The organism is Pseudomonas sp. 1L-B-1-E-C1, from assembly GCF_057291835.1.
In genome coordinates this window covers 22,720-38,839 of record NZ_JBXAWN010000015.1, presented here as the reverse complement: position 1 = coordinate 38,839, position 16,120 = coordinate 22,720, and the positions used below count along the sequence as shown (strand labels likewise).

Annotated in this window: 13 protein-coding genes; 5 read left to right on the top strand and 8 right to left on the bottom strand. The window is 61.1% G+C overall.

Annotation, left to right across the window (positions count from 1 at the left end; genetic code table 11):
• Nucleotides 1–87: 87 nt before the first annotated feature.
• The 3 genes from fabA to AC0Z4S_RS23615 all read left to right on the top strand — a co-directional run bounded on the left by fabA (nt 88) and on the right by AC0Z4S_RS23615 (nt 2,435).
• A complete protein-coding gene (gene fabA / locus AC0Z4S_RS23625) occupies nt 88–603 on the top strand; it encodes a 3-hydroxyacyl-[acyl-carrier-protein] dehydratase FabA (RefSeq protein WP_024013962.1) in 516 nt (171 codons plus the stop codon).
• Nucleotides 604–614: 11 nt separating this feature from the next.
• Nucleotides 615–1,835 carry a beta-ketoacyl-ACP synthase I gene (gene fabB / locus AC0Z4S_RS23620; protein WP_485624789.1) on the top strand — a complete coding sequence of 407 codons (1,221 nt, stop codon included), beginning with the start codon at nt 615–617 and terminating at the stop codon, nt 1,833–1,835.
• A gap of 411 nt (nt 1,836–2,246) precedes the next feature.
• Entirely contained in the window at nt 2,247–2,435 is a 189-nt protein-coding gene (locus tag AC0Z4S_RS23615) for a hypothetical protein (RefSeq protein WP_016773646.1), read from the top strand.
• A 67-nt stretch (nt 2,436–2,502) separates the two neighbouring features.
• Here the strand turns inward: AC0Z4S_RS23615 and AC0Z4S_RS23610 are convergent, their stop codons facing one another.
• The 8 genes from AC0Z4S_RS23610 to AC0Z4S_RS23575 all read right to left on the bottom strand — a co-directional run bounded on the left by AC0Z4S_RS23610 (nt 2,503) and on the right by AC0Z4S_RS23575 (nt 12,089).
• On the bottom strand, nt 2,503–3,045 hold the full coding sequence (locus AC0Z4S_RS23610; protein ID WP_016773645.1) for a DUF2058 domain-containing protein: 543 nt from the start codon (nt 3,043–3,045) through the stop codon (nt 2,503–2,505).
• A 26-nt stretch (nt 3,046–3,071) separates the two neighbouring features.
• A complete protein-coding gene (gene mazG / locus AC0Z4S_RS23605) occupies nt 3,072–3,905 on the bottom strand; it encodes a nucleoside triphosphate pyrophosphohydrolase (protein WP_485624788.1) in 834 nt (277 codons plus the stop codon).
• Between the two features lie 109 nt (nt 3,906–4,014).
• Nucleotides 4,015–6,258: a GTP diphosphokinase gene (relA, locus tag AC0Z4S_RS23600; protein ID WP_039757831.1), complete on the bottom strand. Its 2,244-nt coding sequence runs from the start codon at nt 6,256–6,258 to the stop codon at nt 4,015–4,017.
• Nucleotides 6,259–6,359: 101 nt separating this feature from the next.
• Entirely contained in the window at nt 6,360–7,736 is a 1,377-nt protein-coding gene (gene rlmD / locus AC0Z4S_RS23595; RefSeq protein WP_485624787.1) for a 23S rRNA (uracil(1939)-C(5))-methyltransferase RlmD, read from the bottom strand.
• Nucleotides 7,736–8,638 carry a cysteine synthase CysM gene (cysM, locus tag AC0Z4S_RS23590; protein WP_041479583.1) on the bottom strand — a complete coding sequence of 301 codons (903 nt, stop codon included), beginning with the start codon at nt 8,636–8,638 and terminating at the stop codon, nt 7,736–7,738. Before cysM ends, rlmD begins: the two co-directional genes overlap by 1 nt.
• Before the next feature lie 88 nt (nt 8,639–8,726).
• The gene (locus AC0Z4S_RS23585) at nt 8,727–9,770 is read right to left on the bottom strand and encodes a PDDEXK nuclease domain-containing protein (RefSeq protein WP_485624786.1); all 1,044 of its coding nucleotides are present in this window, start codon (nt 9,768–9,770) and stop codon (nt 8,727–8,729) included.
• A 185-nt stretch (nt 9,771–9,955) separates the two neighbouring features.
• A complete protein-coding gene (locus AC0Z4S_RS23580) occupies nt 9,956–11,380 on the bottom strand; it encodes a histidine kinase sensor domain-containing protein (RefSeq protein WP_485624785.1) in 1,425 nt (474 codons plus the stop codon).
• Nucleotides 11,367–12,089: a response regulator transcription factor gene (locus AC0Z4S_RS23575; protein ID WP_485624784.1), complete on the bottom strand. Its 723-nt coding sequence runs from the start codon at nt 12,087–12,089 to the stop codon at nt 11,367–11,369. The genes AC0Z4S_RS23580 and AC0Z4S_RS23575 overlap by 14 nt, the downstream gene beginning before the upstream one ends.
• Nucleotides 12,090–12,295: 206 nt before the next feature.
• On the opposite strand from AC0Z4S_RS23575, the gene AC0Z4S_RS23570 reads away from it, so the two are divergent.
• Both AC0Z4S_RS23570 and AC0Z4S_RS23565 read left to right on the top strand, forming a co-directional pair.
• The gene (locus AC0Z4S_RS23570) at nt 12,296–15,049 is read left to right on the top strand and encodes a response regulator (RefSeq protein ID WP_485624783.1); all 2,754 of its coding nucleotides are present in this window, start codon (nt 12,296–12,298) and stop codon (nt 15,047–15,049) included.
• Between the two features lie 81 nt (nt 15,050–15,130).
• Nucleotides 15,131–16,120, top strand: coding sequence for a 2-hydroxyacid dehydrogenase (locus AC0Z4S_RS23565; protein ID WP_485624782.1), 990 nt, complete (start codon nt 15,131–15,133; stop codon nt 16,118–16,120).

Below are 16,120 nucleotides of genomic sequence, written 5' to 3'. Positions count from 1 at the left end.
GAGTAGGCTGCCGGTTCGAGGCATGAACGCCTTGAACGGTCGGGAAGATCTGCCCCACCTGCCGCATGGGATTATTGAGGAGCTCGCATGACCAAACAAAACGCCTTTACTCGGGAAGACCTGCTGCGCTGCAGTCGCGGTGAGCTGTTCGGCCCAGGTAACGCGCAACTGCCCGCCCCGAACATGCTGATGGTGGATCGCATCACCCATATCAGCGAAGAAGGCGGCAAGTACGGCAAAGGTGAATTGGTCGCCGAGCTGGATATCAACCCTGACCTGTGGTTCTTCGCCTGCCATTTCGAAGGCGATCCGGTGATGCCGGGCTGCCTGGGTCTGGATGCCATGTGGCAACTAGTCGGTTTCTTCCTGGGCTGGCAAGGCCTGCCGGGCCGCGGCCGTGCGCTGGGTTCGGGTGAAGTGAAATTTTTCGGTCAGGTGCTGCCGACCGCCAAGAAAGTCACTTACAACATTCATATCAAACGCGTCCTCAAGGGCAAGCTGAACATGGCCATCGCCGATGGTTCGGTCAGTGTCGACGGACGCGAAATCTACACCGCCGAAGGCCTGCGCGTCGGCGTGTTCACCTCCACTGACAACTTCTAAGGGTTATTCGCATGCGCCGCGTCGTTATCACTGGTCTGGGCATCGTTTCGTGCCTGGGCAATGACAAAGAGACCGTCTCCGCTAACCTGCGTGCAAGCCGCCCTGGCATCCGGTTCAACCCGGAATATGCTGAAATGGGTCTGCGTAGCCAGGTTTCCGGCTCCATCGACCTCAACCTTGAAGAGCTGATCGATCGCAAGATCTATCGCTTCGTCGGCCATGCAGCGGCTTACGCCTACCTGGCCATGAAAGACGCCATCGCTGATTCCGGCCTGACCGAAGAGCAGGTGTCCAACCCGCGCACCGGCCTGATCGCCGGCTCCGGCGGTGCCTCCACGCTGAACCAGATGGAAGCGCTGGACATCCTCCGTGAGAAAGGCGTGAAACGCGTAGGCCCGTACCGCGTCACGCGGACCATGAGCAGCACCGTTTCCGCTTGCCTGGCCACGCCATTCAAGATCAAGGGCCTGAACTACTCCATCGCTTCTGCCTGCGCTACCAGTGCTCACTGCATCGGTACCGCCATGGAACAGATCCAGATGGGCAAGCAGGACATCGTCTTCGCCGGTGGCGGTGAAGAAGAGCACTGGAGCCAATCGTTCCTGTTCGACGCGATGGGCGCTCTGTCCAGCAAGCGCAACGACACCCCGGAACAAGCTTCCCGCGCCTACGACAAGGACCGCGACGGTTTCGTCATCGCTGGCGGCGGCGGCATGGTTGTCGTCGAAGAGCTGGAACACGCTCTGGCCCGCGGCGCGAAGATCTACGCCGAGATCGTTGGCTACGGCGCAACCTCCGACGGCTACGACATGGTTGCCCCAAGTGGCGAAGGCGCTATCCGCTGCATGCAGCAGGCGCTGTCCACCGTCAACACCCCGATCGACTACCTGAACACCCACGGCACTTCGACTCCGGTCGGCGACGTCGCGGAAATGAAAGGTGTGCGTGAAGTGTTCGGCGACAAGGCTCCAGCGATCAGCTCGACCAAGAGCCTGTCCGGTCACTCGCTGGGCGCCGCCGGCGTTCACGAAGCGATCTACTGCATGCTGATGATGGAAGGCAACTTCATTGCCGGCTCCGCCAACATCGACGAGCTCGACCCGGAAGTGGCCGATCTGCCGGTGCTCACCAAGACCCGCGAGAACGCCACCATCAACACCGTGATGAGCAACAGCTTCGGCTTCGGCGGCACCAACGCCACGCTGGTGCTGAAGCGCTGGGAAGGCAAGTAAGTCCCCGCAGCTGAGCCACACATGAAAACGCCCCGACTGGTTCGGGGCGTTTTTTTTTTGGCCTGCAGAAAACCTCATGACTCAACAAAAATCCTCTGGGTAGGAGCTGCCGAAGGCTGCGATCTTTTGACTTTGATTCTCTGATCGTTCCCACGCTCCGCATGGGAACGATCAAGATCGCAGCCTTCGGCAGCTCCTACACAGGGTTTGCGGTGTCCTGAAAATGAAACCTTTGTCATGAAACCAATCGCCCTGCGACCGAATGTCGCGGTTTATGCGGCCTGCAGCACTGTTGCGAAATCCGCAACAACACCTTGCGCCAATCAACGGTTTACTTAGCTGGCTAACAAATTCTATAACAGAGTCCTGCACATGCCTTGGTGCAGATAACCTGAGATCTGGAGCTAGCAGATGACTGTAAAAGTAACTGAACGCGACGATTCACATATGTCCCACGAAGGCCTGGCCGCCGGTATCCGTATCTGGGACGTGCATCAACAAGACTTGCTGGTCGGCATGTTTCACAACGAGATCGATGCCCACAACTACAAGGCCGAGCTGGAAGTGCAGGAACAGCAAAGAGAATTGAAATCCGCTTGAAACAACACAGCATTGAAAACGACAAACCCCGCCATGAGCGGGGTTCGTCGTTGTTACAGCCGTGGATTTACCACATCAGATCGTCAGGGATCTGGTAGGCCGCGTACGGATCGTCCTCGGCGTTGACCTCTTCGGTCTGCACGTTGAGCTGGACGATGCGCTGCGGGTCGCGCTCCTGGATCTTCAGCGCCGCTTCACGGGGGATCACTTCGTAGCCGCCGTTGTGATGCACGATCGCCAGCGAACCGCTGCTGAGCTTGTTGCGCATCAGCGTGTTGACCGAGATGCGCTTGACCTTCTTGTCGTCGACGAAGTTGTAGTAGTCCTCGGTGGTCAGCTTGGGCAGACGCGAGACCTCGATCAATTGCTTGACCTGCGCGGCGCGGGCCTTGGCCTCGGCCTTCTCCTGCTGCTGGCGATTGAGTTCCTGGTCGCGCTTGACCTTCTCGGCCATGGCTTCCTGGGCGGCGCGCTGCTGCGAATCGTCCAGCTCGGCCTGGCCTTTGTGCGCCAGACGCTGTTGCTTCTGCTTGTCTTTGCTGACCTGCTTGGCCTGCTTTTGGTTGACCAGGCCTGCTTTGAGCAACTGGTCGCGAAGGGAAAGGCTCATCAATGCTTACTCACTTGGGCAACGGCTCAGCCGCAGCTGGGCTCATTCTTTTCCTGGCGTTTGGCTTCGCCCCAGAGGGCGTCCAACTCTTCGAGGGTGCAATCTTCCATGGGACGGTGGGTGTCGCGCAATGCCTGTTCGATAAAACGGAAACGTCTTTCAAACTTGCCGTTGGCGCCGCGCAAGGCGGTTTCCGGATCGACCTTCAGATGCCGGGCCAGATTGACCACGGAAAACAGCAGGTCGCCGATCTCGTCGGCCACCGCCAGCGGATCGTTTTCCGACATGGCTTCGAGCACTTCATCGAGCTCTTCGCGGACCTTGTCGAGCACCGGCAAGGCGTCCGGCCAGTCGAAACCGACCTGCCCGGCGCGCTTCTGCAACTTGGCTGAGCGCGACAGTGCCGGCAACGTGGCCGGCACATCGTCAAGCAGCGACAACTGCTCGGGCGCCGAAGCTTTCTCGGCGCGCTCTTCCGCCTTGATCTGTTCCCAGCGCTGCTTGACCTGCTCTTCGCTCAAGCGCGGCACGTCGAGCGGCGCGTACAGATCGCCGGTGGGGAAGACGTGGGGGTGGCGGCGGACCAGTTTGCGCGTGATGCTGTCGATCACCCCGGCGAATTCGAACCGGCCCTCTTCCTTGGCCAACTGGCTGTAATAGACCACCTGAAACAGCAGATCGCCCAACTCGCCCTGCAAGTGATCGAGATCGCCACGCTCGATGGCATCGGCCACTTCATAGGCTTCTTCGAGGGTGTGCGGGACGATGGTCGCGTAGGTTTGCTTGATGTCCCACGGACAACCGAACTGCGGATCGCGCAGGCGGGACATCAGATGAAGCAGGTCTTCGAGGGTGTACATAAAGGCCTCTATATACCCATGTAGGAGCTGCCGAAGGCTGCGATCTTTTGATCTTGAAAAACCAAAATCAAAAGATCGCAGCCTTCGGCGGCTCCTACAGGAGATCGCATCAAGGGGTACGGTTACGCCGCGTTTCGATGATGTTCGGCAATTGCGAAATCCGCCCCAGCAGCCGCCCGAGCGCATCCAGACCGGGAATCTCGATGGTCAGCGACATCAGCGCGGTATTGTCTTCCTTGTTCGAGCGGGTGTTGACCGCGAGCACGTTGATGCGCTCGTTGAGCAGCACCTGCGAGACGTCACGCAGCAGCCCGGAACGGTCGTAGGCGCGGATGATGATGTCCACCGGATAGGTGAGCACCGGCACCGGGCCCCAACTGACCTGAATGATCCGCTCCGGCTCGCGCCCGCCCAGTTGCAGCACCGAGGCGCAGTCCTGACGGTGAATGCTCACGCCACGGCCCTGAGTGATGTAACCGACGATCGCATCGCCCGGCAGCGGCTGGCAGCAGCCGGCCATCTGCGTCATCAGGTTGCCGACGCCCTGGATCTGGATATCGCCGCGCTTGCCCGGCTTGTAACCTGTCGCCTTGCGCGGGATCAGTTCCAACTGTTCGTTGCCGCGCTCCGGTTCGACCAGTTGCTGCGCAAGGTTGACCAGATGCGCCTGACGCAGATCGCCGGCACCGAGGGCGGCGAACATGTCTTCGGCGGTTTTCATGTTGGCCTTTTCGGCCAGCTTGTCGAAATCCACCGCCGGCAGGCCGAGGCGATTGAGTTCGCGCTCGATCAGGGTTTTCCCGGCCGCAACGTTCTGATCGCGAGCCTGCAACTTGAACCAGTGAACGATCTTCGCCCGCGCCCGGGAGGTGGTGACGTAACCGAGGTTCGGGTTCAGCCAGTCGCGGCTCGGCGTGCCGTGTTTGCTAGTGATGATCTCGACCTGCTCGCCGGTCTGCAGGCTGTAGTTCAGCGGCACGATACGGCCGTTGATCTTCGCGCCGCGACAGTTGTGGCCGATTTCGGTGTGCACCCGGTAGGCGAAATCCAGCGGCGTCGCGCCCTTCGGCAAGTCGATGGCGTGTCCGTCGGGGGTGAAGATGTAAACCCGATCAGGCTCGATGTCGACGCGCAACTGTTCAGCCAGACCACCGATATCACCGAGCTCTTCGTGCCATTCGAGAACCTGACGCAGCCAGGAGATTTTCTCTTCGTAATGGTTCGAGCCGGATTTGACGTCGGTGCCCTTGTAGCGCCAGTGCGCGCAGACGCCAAGTTCGGCTTCTTCGTGCATCGAATGGGTGCGGATCTGCACCTCGAGGACCTTGCCCTCCGGGCCGATCACCGCCGTGTGCAGCGAGCGGTAGCCGTTCTCTTTCGGGTTGGCGATGTAGTCGTCGAATTCTTTCGGGATATGCCGCCACAGGGTGTGGACGATGCCGAGCGCGGTGTAGCAGTCGCGCATTTCCGGCACCAGCACACGCACGGCGCGAACGTCGTAGATCTGGCTGAATTCCAGACCCTTGCGCTGCATTTTGCGCCAGATCGAGTAGATGTGTTTGGCGCGACCGCTGATGTCGGCGTCGACACCGGTGGCCTGCAGTTCGTCCTTGAGCTGGGTCATCACGTCGCTGATGAAGCGCTCGCGGTCCAGCCGCCGCTCGTGGAGCAACTTGGCGATCTGCTTGTATTGATCGGGTTCGAGATAGCGGAAGGACAAGTCCTCCAGCTCCCATTTGATATGACCGATGCCGAGACGATGCGCGAGTGGCGCATAGATGTCGAAGACTTCGCGAGCGACACGGTTGCGCTTTTCATCGTCGGCGGTTTTCACCGCACGAATGGCGCAGGTGCGTTCGGCCAGTTTGATCAGCGCAACGCGCACGTCATCGACCATCGCCACGAGCATCTTGCGCAGGTTCTCGACCTGCCCTTGCGTGCCCATGACCATTGACTGCCGTGGGCTGAGACTGGCACTGATGGCGGCCATGCGCTGCACGCCGTCGATCAGCTTGGCCACCACCGGGCCGAAGCGCTGGCCGACTGCTGCCAGTTCGATCTGCCCTTCGCGCACCCCGCGATACAACACGGCGGCGACCAGTGAATCCTGATCGAGCTTGAGGTCGGCGAGGATTTCGGCGATCTCAAGGCCAGTGCTGAAACTGCCGGAGCCTTCGGCCCACAGGTTCTTCTTCGCGTTGGACTGCTGTTCGGCCTCGCGGGCGAACTCGCAGGCTTCTTTCAAGGCCTCGCGATCCAGTGCCAGATCGACACTGACCGCGTGATCGAGCCAGGCCTCGAGATTGATACTGCCGTCGGTGTTGATCGGCTGGTGTGCTCTCACCTGTACCATGCTGCTTTACCTTCCCTACGACGCAGATTCAATGCGTCAAATCGCTGATCCTCAGGGTCCGTTCGCGCTCGCGGGGCTCAGGCGAGCGCTGCGCGGACAGATCAGACGGATTCAGACGAGCCGTCCTGGCTCGCTTCAAATAACGCCATGGCCTCGACATGTGCCGTCTGAGGAAACATATCGAGAATCCCGGCACGTTTTAACCGGTAGCCCTGCTTGATCAATTCCTGCGTGTCGCGCGCCAGCGTAGCCGGGTTGCACGACACGTATACCAACCGTCTGGCGCCCAGGGTCGCGAGCTTGCGCACCACCTCGAAAGCACCGTCACGCGGTGGGTCCAAGAGTACCGCAGAAAAGCCGTTTCCGATCCACTGAGCATCGGTCAAAGGCTGGGATAAATCGGCTTGAAAAAACTTTGTGTTATGCAAATTGTTACTGACGGCATTCGCAGCGGCACGCTCGACCATGGTCTGCACGCCCTCTACCGCCACCACTTCACGTACGCTTTTGGCCAGCGGCAGGGCAAAATTGCCCAGCCCGCAGAACAGATCGAGCACGCGCTCGTCAGCCGTCGGCCTCAGCCATTCCAGCGCCTGGGCGATCATCGCTTCGTTGACCCCGGCGTTGACCTGAACGAAGTCACCCGGCCGATAAGCCAGCTCGAGATTCCACTGTTCCAGGCGATAACCGAGGCTCTGACCGGCCTCGACCGGTTGCGGTTCACCTTCGCCATGCAGCCACAACTGCGCCTCGTGGAACTGGCAGAAATCCTTGAGGATGCTCAGATCCGCTTCGGACAACGGCGCCATGTGCCGCAGCAACACCGCCAATGAGGAACCGCTGAACAGCTCGACATGACCCAGCGCCTGGGGCTTGCTCAAGCGCCGCAACATCTCCGGCAAACGGGTCATGATCGGCTGCAAGGGCTGTACCAGCACCGGGCATTCACTGATCGCGACGATGTCCTGACTGCCGGCGGCGCGAAAACCCACTTCGAGCTTCTTCGCTTTCATGTCCCAGCGCACGGCGATGCGTGCGCGCCGGCGGTAGCCGTATTCCGGGCCGGTCAGCGGCGCTGCCCACTCTTCAGGTTCGACACTGGCGACCCGCGACAACTGCTCGGCGAGCATGCGCTGTTTCAGGGCGAGTTGTTCTGCATGGGGCAAGTGCTGGACGCTGCAACCGCCACAGCGGCCGAAGTGCGCGCACGCTGCCGGACGACGCAGGTCGCTTGCGGTAAACACACGCTCGGTGCGCGCTTCGACCACTTTGCCGTGGGCGCCAAGCACCCGCGCTTCGACCTCTTCACCGGCAAGGGCGCCGAGGACGAACCAGGTTTTGCCTTCGAAAAACGCGATACCGCGACCGTCATTGGCCAGGCGCTCGATGCTCAAGCGCTGCTTTTTACCGGTCGGAATTTGCGGCGCCTTGCTGCCACCCGTGGGCTGGAAACGCAGGCCTCGTTCGTGCCTGGCCATCAGTTCGGCGCGTCGAAAATGCCGGTCGACAGGTAACGGTCGCCACGGTCGCAGATGATCGCAACGATCACCGCGTTTTCAACTTCTCGGGACAGGCGCAGCATCGCTGCTACCGCACCGCCGGAGGACACGCCGCAGAAGATGCCTTCTTCACGGGCCAGGCGCCGGGTGACGTCTTCCGCTTCGCTTTGCGCCATGTCGACAATGCGATCGACGCGGTCAGCCTGATAGATCTTCGGCAGGTATTCCTGCGGCCAGCGGCGGATGCCGGGAATGGCCGAACCTTCCATCGGTTGCAGGCCGACGATCTGTACGCTGTCGCTCTGTTCTTTGAGGTAGCGCGAGACGCCCATGATGGTCCCGGTGGTGCCCATCGAACTGACGAAATGGGTGATGCTGCCCTGGGTCTGACGCCAGATTTCCGGGCCGGTGGTGGTGTAGTGCGCTTCCGGGTTGTCGCCATTGGCGAACTGGTCGAGCACCTTGCCACGGCCTTCGGCTTCCATACGCTGGGCCAGATCGCGGGCGCCTTCCATGCCCTCTTCCTGCGTGACCAGAATCAGCTCGGCGCCGTAAGCGGTCATCGCCGCTTTGCGCTCGGCGCTGGAGTTGTCCGGCATGATCAGGATCATCTTGTAACCCTTGATCGCAGCGGCCATCGCCAGAGCGATACCGGTGTTGCCGGAGGTCGCCTCGATCAGCGTATCGCCGGGATTGATCTGCCCGCGCAACTCGGCGCGGGTGATCATCGACAGCGCCGGCCGGTCCTTGACCGAACCCGCCGGGTTGTTCCCTTCGAGCTTGAGCAAAAGGGTGTTGCTGGTGGCGCCGGGCAGGCGCTGCAAACGCACCAGCGGCGTGTTGCCGACGCAATCGGCGATGGTTGGGTACTGCAGGGTCATGGCGTATTCGCAATCCAGACGTGCGGGGGCGCCTATCATACCGGCAAACCCGCGCAGGCCATATCACGCAAAGTGCGGTGCTTATGGTTTATGGGAATAAGGGATCGCTGGTCGGGTTTTCCATATGGGCCGTATCCAAGGCATAAAACTCATGGAGCTTGGCTTGCAGCAACTGTTTATCCGGCAAGCATGTTTGATATTGCGCAATCAATGCGGGCGAAAGACTGCGGTTGAGGGCGTACTCGACAACCTCGTCCTCTTTACTGGCACAGAGCAACACACCGATCGCCGGATTTTCGTGGGGCTTGCGGACATTGCGATCCAGCGCCTCCAGATAGAAATCCAGCTTGCCCAGATACTCTGGCTCGAAACGCCCGACCTTGAGTTCGATAGCGACCAGGCAATTGAGCCCCCGGTGGAAGAACAGAAGATCCAGAGCGAAATCCCGACCGCCGACTTGCAGCGGATATTCGGAGCCGACAAAGCAGAAGTCCCGACCCAACTCGATCAGGAAGTCTTTCAGCCTCGTCAAAAGCCCTTGGTGCAGATCGGTTTCAGAATGAGCAGAAGGCAGGTCGAGAAATTCGACCATGTAGGAGTCGCGGAATATATCAAGCGCTGCCGGGTGCGTTTGTTTGAGCGCGGCGGAGGCTTTCGCTGGGTCGGCGATGGTTCGCTCAAAAAGCGCCGTTTTGAATTGGCGCTCCAACTCTCTAGTAGACCACCTTTGCTGAATGGCCATCCGCAGATAAAACTCGCGCTCTTGGGAGAGCTTACTCTGCGTCAAAATGAGCAAATTATGGGTCCACGGCAATTGTGTCAGCAGTGCTGACACTTTCTCATCGCCCCGATAGGCCTCGTAAAACTGGCGCATCCGAAACAAATTTCGCCTAGTGAAACCTCGCAACCCCGGTTGCGTTTTAGCCAGATGCTCAGCCAATTGGCCAACCACCGAATCCCCCCACTCCGCCCGCTCAATCTTGCGACTGATATGCGCGCCCACCTGCCAGTAAAGCTCGATCAGGTGAGTATTGACCGCTTGCATGGCCTTGTGTCTGGAACTGTGGATCAGCGCGAGCACTTCATTGAAACGATCGCCATCTGAGCTGCCGGTAAGGCTGGATGCATTCATGCGCAATTCCTTGAAGGTTTGGTGAAGCACGAGCCTAAACCGTTCAGGAGGCTTGAAATGACCGCTGGTGCAGCTTGGGAAATGTCATACAGAAAAAGACGACCACTCCGGCAAGTCAGCAGGATTGGGAGCGCGAATGGACTACATCGCGAGCAGGCTCACTCCTACAAGGGGATTTATGTTGTTCAAATAATCTGCGGTGAACGTAAATCCACTGTAGGAGCGAGCCTGCTCGCGAAGGCGTCCGTATGGGCGACACCATCATCCGCCAACAACCGCAAATTCAACCGCAACCCCGCCCCGGTATTTTCCGCCCAGAGCAACCCGCCCTGGCGCTGCACCGCGTTACGCGCAATGCTCAACCCCAGCCCAAACCCGCCATCCCCCGGCCGCGATCCGTCCAGTCGAATGAACGGCGAAAAAATCCGCTGCAGATCCTCTTCAGCCACGCCGCCGCCCTCATCTTCAAGCCACAAATGCCAATACTCACCATCGCGCCGGCCATCCAGCCGCACAATCCCGCCCTCAGGCGAGTGACGAATGGCGTTGCGCAGGATGTTTTCCAGCGCTTGCGCCAGGGTATTGAGGTTGCCGCGCACCCAGCACGATGCCTCGACCGAGCATCGCAATTGCAGACTCGGCCAGCCGCTTTCATAACAGGCGTTGTCGGTGAGCATTTCCCACAGTGCCTGAATCTGGATCGCTTCCTCTGGTAACGGCGAGCGGTCGGTGTCGAGCCAGGCCAGTTGCAGAGTGTCTTCGACCAAGCGTTGCATGCCGTCCACCTCGCGGCCGATGCGTTCGCGCAGTTGCGGCAGGCCCTGTTCGCTCTCGCTGGCCACGCGCAAGCGGCTCAGCGGCGTGCGCAACTCATGCGACAGGTCGCGCAACAACTGCTGTTGCAGGGCGACGGTGGTTTGCAGGCGTTCGGACATGGAATCGAAGGCCCGCGCCAGCTCACCGAGTTCATCCGTGCGCTGGGTGATGCCGCTCGACAGGCGCACGTTCAACTGATCGGCGCGCCAGGCGTTGGCCTGTTCGCGCAGGTTGTTCAGCGGCACCACCAGCAGGCGATACAGGCCGACACACAGCAACAGGGTGAACAGTCCGGGAATCACGCCGTTGGTGATCACGCGCCAGAACACCCGGTACTTGCCCGGAACAAAGCGCTCGGGCAATTCGATGACCAGAATGCCGGCCGCCGGATCCTCGGGAAACGGTACGCGCAGCCACGGCCGGCCCTTCTTGTGGATCGGCCAGTCGAGGCCACGCAGAAAGGTCAGGTGCTGCACCTCCGCGGCGTTCAACGGCTGGCTGCTCAGCGACTGCAAATCAGCGCCGATCACCCCGACCCAACTGGCCTCGCGCAATTCCATGCTTCGCAACCAGTCATCGACACCATCGCGCCCGCCGCGCTGCCACGCCTGTTCGGCTTGTGCGGCATAACGGCCGAGGGTGTGGCGCGCTTCACTGGAGAGGAACTGGTTGCGTTCTTCCATGTAGCGCCCCCACGACCAGCTCAGCCAGATCATCAACAGACAGAACGCCACCAGCAGGCACGCCAGTTTCCAGAACAGCGAATGCCGCCCCGGCAGCTCAGACAATCTCATCGGCACCGCTCAAGACATAGCCCTTGCCCCACACCGTGCGCACTTCGCGTTCGGTGTAACCGATGGCTTTGAGTTTGCGGCGGATCTGGCTGATGTGCATATCGAGGCTGCGGTCGTGGGCAGCAAAACCGCGTTGCAGAACGTGCTGATAAAGGAAGGCTTTGCTCAGCACTTCCTCGTGGTTGCGGTGCAGGGTTTCCAGCAAACGGAATTCGCTGCGGGTCAGCCCGGCCGCTTGCTCGCGGAAGAACACGTCGCACTGTGGGTCATCGAAACGCAGGGTGCCACCGACCTGCGCGGCAGCCACCACAGGTGGGCGCCGATCCAGTGCGACTCGCCGCAGGATCGCTTCGATGCGCACGTGCAACTCGGCCATGCTGAACGGCTTGGGCAGGTAGTCATCGGCACCGAGACGGAAGCCGCTGATGCGATCGGCCTCGGCGCCCAGCGCGGACATCAGCAACACTGGCGTCGAATGGCTCTGGCGCAGTTGCGTCAACAGTTTCAGACCATCGAGCCCGGGCAGCAGAATGTCCATCAGCACCACGTCGAAAGGCTGGCGCTGGGCGATATTGAGACCTTCCTGGCCGTTCTGGCACCAGGTCACCTGAAAACCGCTGCGGCCCAGATGCTCGTGCACATAGGCGCCGAGGACCGGATCGTCTTCAATGGAAAGGATGCGTGGCTGGCCAGCGGAAACAGGAGTCATGAGTATCTGCAAGTAATTCTCAGTTGGCGGATTATTCAAGATTGTCCGACAGCGGGCAACACAAGCTTGGCCTGTCGGACGAACGCGTGCTTGGGCGGCGCTGCATTTTCCGCAAGATTGCCCGCCTGCAAATCGCTACACTGCGCCCATGTCGCGTGCCGGATGCACGCATGTGTCAACAGATCAGCGGGATGCGGGAGATAGGCGTGCTCAAGAAACTGGGAATCAAAGGTCGCGTGCTGTTGCTGACCTTGTTGCCGACCAGCCTGATGGCGCTGGTGCTGGGTGGCTATTTCACCTGGACGCAGCAGACCGACCTGCAGAGCCAATTGCTGCAGCGCGGCGAAATGATTGCCGAGCAACTGGCGCCGCTGGTGGCACCGGCAATGGGCCACGGCGATGCCGAGCTGCTCGAACGCGTCGCCACCCAATCCCTTGAACAACCGGATGTGCGTGCGGTGACCTTCCTCGCGGCGGACCGCTCGCCACTGGCCCACGCTGGCCCGACCATGCTCAATCAGGCGCCGAGCGGCGACAGCGCTCTGTTGCAACGGCGCAGCGGCAATGACGCAACGCGTTACCTGATGCCGGTGTTCGGCAAGCACCGCAACCTTGCCGGTGAAATCATCCCCGAAGAATCCGAACGGCTGCTGGGCTGGGTCGAGCTGGAACTGTCGCACAACGGCATGTTGCTGCGCGGCTATCGCAGCCTGTTCGCCAGCCTGCTGCTGATCGCCGCCGGACTTGCCGGCGCCGCCCTCCTCGCGTTGCGCATGGGCCGCACCATCAACCGTCCGCTGAGCCAGATCAAACAGGCCGTCGCCCAACTCAAGGACGGTCATCTGGAAACCCGCTTGCCGCCCCTCGGCAGTCAGGAACTGGACGAACTGGCCTCCGGCATCAACCGCATGGCCGGCACCCTGCAGAACGCTCGCGAAGAGCTGCAGCACAGCGTCGATCAGGCCACCGAAGACGTGCGGCAGAATCTGGAAACCATCGAGATCCAGAACATCGAACTGGACCTGGCGCGCAAAGAGGCGCTGGAAGCCAGCCGGATCAAATCCGAATTCCTTGCCAACATGAGCCACGAGATCCGCACCCCGCTCAACGGCATTCTCGGCTTCACTCACTTGTTGCAGAAAAGCGAACTGACTCCGCGCCAGCTCGACTATCTGGGCACCATCGAAAAGTCGGCCGACAGTCTGTTGGGGATCATCAACGAGATTCTCGATTTTTCGAAGATCGAGGCCGGCAAACTGGTACTCGATCACATTCCGTTCAACCTGCGTGATCTGTTGCAGGACACCCTGACCATTCTCGCCCCGGCGGCGCATGCCAAGCAGCTTGAGCTGGTCAGTCTGGTCTATCGCGACACGCCGCTGTCGCTGGTCGGTGATCCGCTGCGTCTGAAGCAGATCCTCACCAACCTGGTGAGCAATGCGATCAAGTTCACCCGCGAAGGCACCATCGTCGCCCGGGCGATGCTTGAAGAAGAACACGATGACAGTGTGCAACTGCGCATCAGCATTCAGGACACCGGCATTGGCCTGTCGAGCCAGGACGTGCGTGCGTTGTTCCAGGCCTTCAGTCAGGCCGACAACTCGCTGTCACGGCAGCCCGGCGGCACCGGGCTGGGGCTGGTGATTTCCAAGCGTCTGATCGAGCAGATGGGCGGCGAGATCGGCGTCGACAGCACCCCGGGCGAAGGCTCGGAATTCTGGATCAGCCTGAGCCTGCCAAAGACTCGCGACGACGCCGAAGACCTGCCTGCCGCGCCATTGCTCGGGCGCCGCGTGGCGGTACTGGAAAATCACGAACTGGCGCGTCAGGCCTTGCAGCATCAACTGGAGGACTGCGGCCTCGACGTCACGCCGTTCAATACCCTGGAAAGCCTGAGCAATGGCGTCACCGGCGCACATCAGACCGATCAGGCGATCGATCTGGCGGTCATCGGCATCACCAGCAACGACATGCTCCCGGAACGTTTGAACCAGCACATCTGGGACCTCGAACACCTGGGCTGCAAAGTGCTGGTGCTGTGCCCGACCACCGAGCAGACGCTGTTCCATCTGTCGGTGCCCAACCCGCACAGCCAGCTTCAAGCCAAACCCGCGTGTACGCGCAAATTGCGCCGGGCGCTGGCCGATCTGGTCAATCCGCGCCAGACCCGCAGCGAACCGGGCGAGCCGCTGTCGAGTCGTGCGCCGCGCGTGCTGTGTGTCGACGACAACCCGGCCAATCTGTTGCTGGTGCAGACCCTGCTCGAAGACATGGGCGCCCGCGTGCTCGCGGTGGAAAGTGGTTACGCAGCAGTGAAAGCGGTGCAGAGCGAATCTTTCGATCTGGTGCTGATGGACGTGCAGATGCCGGGCATGGACGGTCGCCAGACCACCGAAACCATTCGCCAATGGGAAAGCGAGCGGCACTGCACACCGCTGCCGATCGTCGCCCTTACCGCCCACGCCATGGCCAACGAAAAACGCGCGCTGCTGCAAAGCGGCATGGACGACTACCTGACCAAACCGATCAGCGAGCGGCAACTGGCGCAGGTGGTGTTGAAGTGGACCGGACTGGCCCTGCGCAATCAGGCGCCGGATCGCAGCGGTGACAGCGCGGCAAGTCAGCAGGAACTGCCGGTACTCGATCACGAAGAGGGCTTGCGTCTGGCGGCCGGCAAGGCGGATCTGGCGGCGGACATGCTGGCAATGCTGCTGGCCTCGCTGGAAGCCGACCGCGAAGCGATTCGCGCCGCGCGTGACAGTCACGACCAGAATGCCTTGCTCGAACGCGTGCACCGCCTGCACGGCGCGACCCGTTATTGCGGCGTGCCGCAACTGCGTGCGGCTTGCCAGCGCAGTGAAACCCTGCTCAAGCAGGACGATCCGAAAGCCGCTGCCGCGCTGGATGAACTGGAGCGCTCGATCAACCGACTCGCGGCGCAGGCGCGTATCAGCGCCTGATCCACGGCAAGGCACGGTGCGCGCAAAGCGCTACAGTTGTCGCGGGCGATTGCGGCCCGCGTCGATGTTCCAGGAGGATTCATGCGCACGATCTTTTTCAGCAGTCAGACCTACGACCGCGACAGCTTCCTTGGCGCCGACTGCCCGGCCGGGCTCGAACTGCACTTTCAAGCGGCGCGACTGAGCGTAGATACGGCGGCGCTGGCCGAGCAGCACGAAGTGGTCTGCGCGTTCATCAATGACGACCTCAGCGCCCCGGTGCTGGAACGCCTCGCGGCTGGTGGCACGCGGCTGATTGCCCTGCGTTCGGCGGGTTACAACCATGTCGACCTGTCGGCGGCGAAGCGCCTCGGCCTGGCCGTCGTGCGTGTGCCGGCCTACTCACCGCACGCCGTGGCCGAACACGCGGTGGCGCTGATCCTCGCCCTCAACCGTCGCCTGCACCGCGCCTACAACCGCACCCGCGAAGGTGATTTCAGCCTGCATGGCCTGAGCGGTTTCGATCTGGTCGGCAAAACTGTCGGCATCGTTGGCACCGGGCAGATTGGCGCAACCTTCGCGAAAATCATGCACGGATTCGGCTGTGAACTGCTGGCCTGTGACCCGTATCCCAATCCCGAGGTGCTGGCCTTGGGCGCGCGTTATCTGAGCCTGCCGGAGTTGCTCGCGCAGTCGCGGATCATCAGCCTGCATTGCCCGCTCAACGAGCAGAGCAAGCACCTGATCAATCGCCAGTCACTGGCGCACATGCAGGCGGGGGCGATGCTGATCAACACCGGGCGCGGTGGTCTGGTGGACACCCCGGCGCTGATCGACGCGCTGAAGGACGGTCAACTGGGGTATCTGGGGCTGGATGTTTACGAGGAAGAGGCGCAGCTGTTTTTCGAGGATCGCTCCGACCTGCCGTTGCAGGATGATGTGCTGGCACGCCTGCTGACGTTTCCCAACGTGATCATCACCGCGCATCAGGCCTTTCTGACCCGCGAAGCACTGGGCGCGATTGCCGCGACCACGCTGCACAACATCGCGACCTGGGCGGCAGGTGCGCCGCAGAACCAGGTCGAGGGTTGA

Coding starts and splice junctions, on each gene's coding strand:
- fabA (WP_024013962.1), top strand. CDS start 88: ATGACCAAACAAAACGCCTTTACTCGGGAAGACCTGCTGCGCTGCAGT.
- fabB (WP_485624789.1), top strand. CDS start 615: ATGCGCCGCGTCGTTATCACTGGTCTGGGCATCGTTTCGTGCCTGGGC.
- AC0Z4S_RS23615 (WP_016773646.1), top strand. CDS start 2,247: ATGACTGTAAAAGTAACTGAACGCGACGATTCACATATGTCCCACGAA.
- AC0Z4S_RS23610 (WP_016773645.1), bottom strand. CDS start 3,045: ATGAGCCTTTCCCTTCGCGACCAGTTGCTCAAAGCAGGCCTGGTCAAC.
- mazG (WP_485624788.1), bottom strand. CDS start 3,905: ATGTACACCCTCGAAGACCTGCTTCATCTGATGTCCCGCCTGCGCGAT.
- relA (WP_039757831.1), bottom strand. CDS start 6,258: ATGGTACAGGTGAGAGCACACCAGCCGATCAACACCGACGGCAGTATC.
- rlmD (WP_485624787.1), bottom strand. CDS start 7,736: ATGGCCAGGCACGAACGAGGCCTGCGTTTCCAGCCCACGGGTGGCAGC.
- cysM (WP_041479583.1), bottom strand. CDS start 8,638: ATGACCCTGCAGTACCCAACCATCGCCGATTGCGTCGGCAACACGCCG.
- AC0Z4S_RS23585 (WP_485624786.1), bottom strand. CDS start 9,770: ATGAATGCATCCAGCCTTACCGGCAGCTCAGATGGCGATCGTTTCAAT.
- AC0Z4S_RS23580 (WP_485624785.1), bottom strand. CDS start 11,380: ATGAGATTGTCTGAGCTGCCGGGGCGGCATTCGCTGTTCTGGAAACTG.
- AC0Z4S_RS23575 (WP_485624784.1), bottom strand. CDS start 12,089: ATGACTCCTGTTTCCGCTGGCCAGCCACGCATCCTTTCCATTGAAGAC.
- AC0Z4S_RS23565 (WP_485624782.1), top strand. CDS start 15,131: ATGCGCACGATCTTTTTCAGCAGTCAGACCTACGACCGCGACAGCTTC.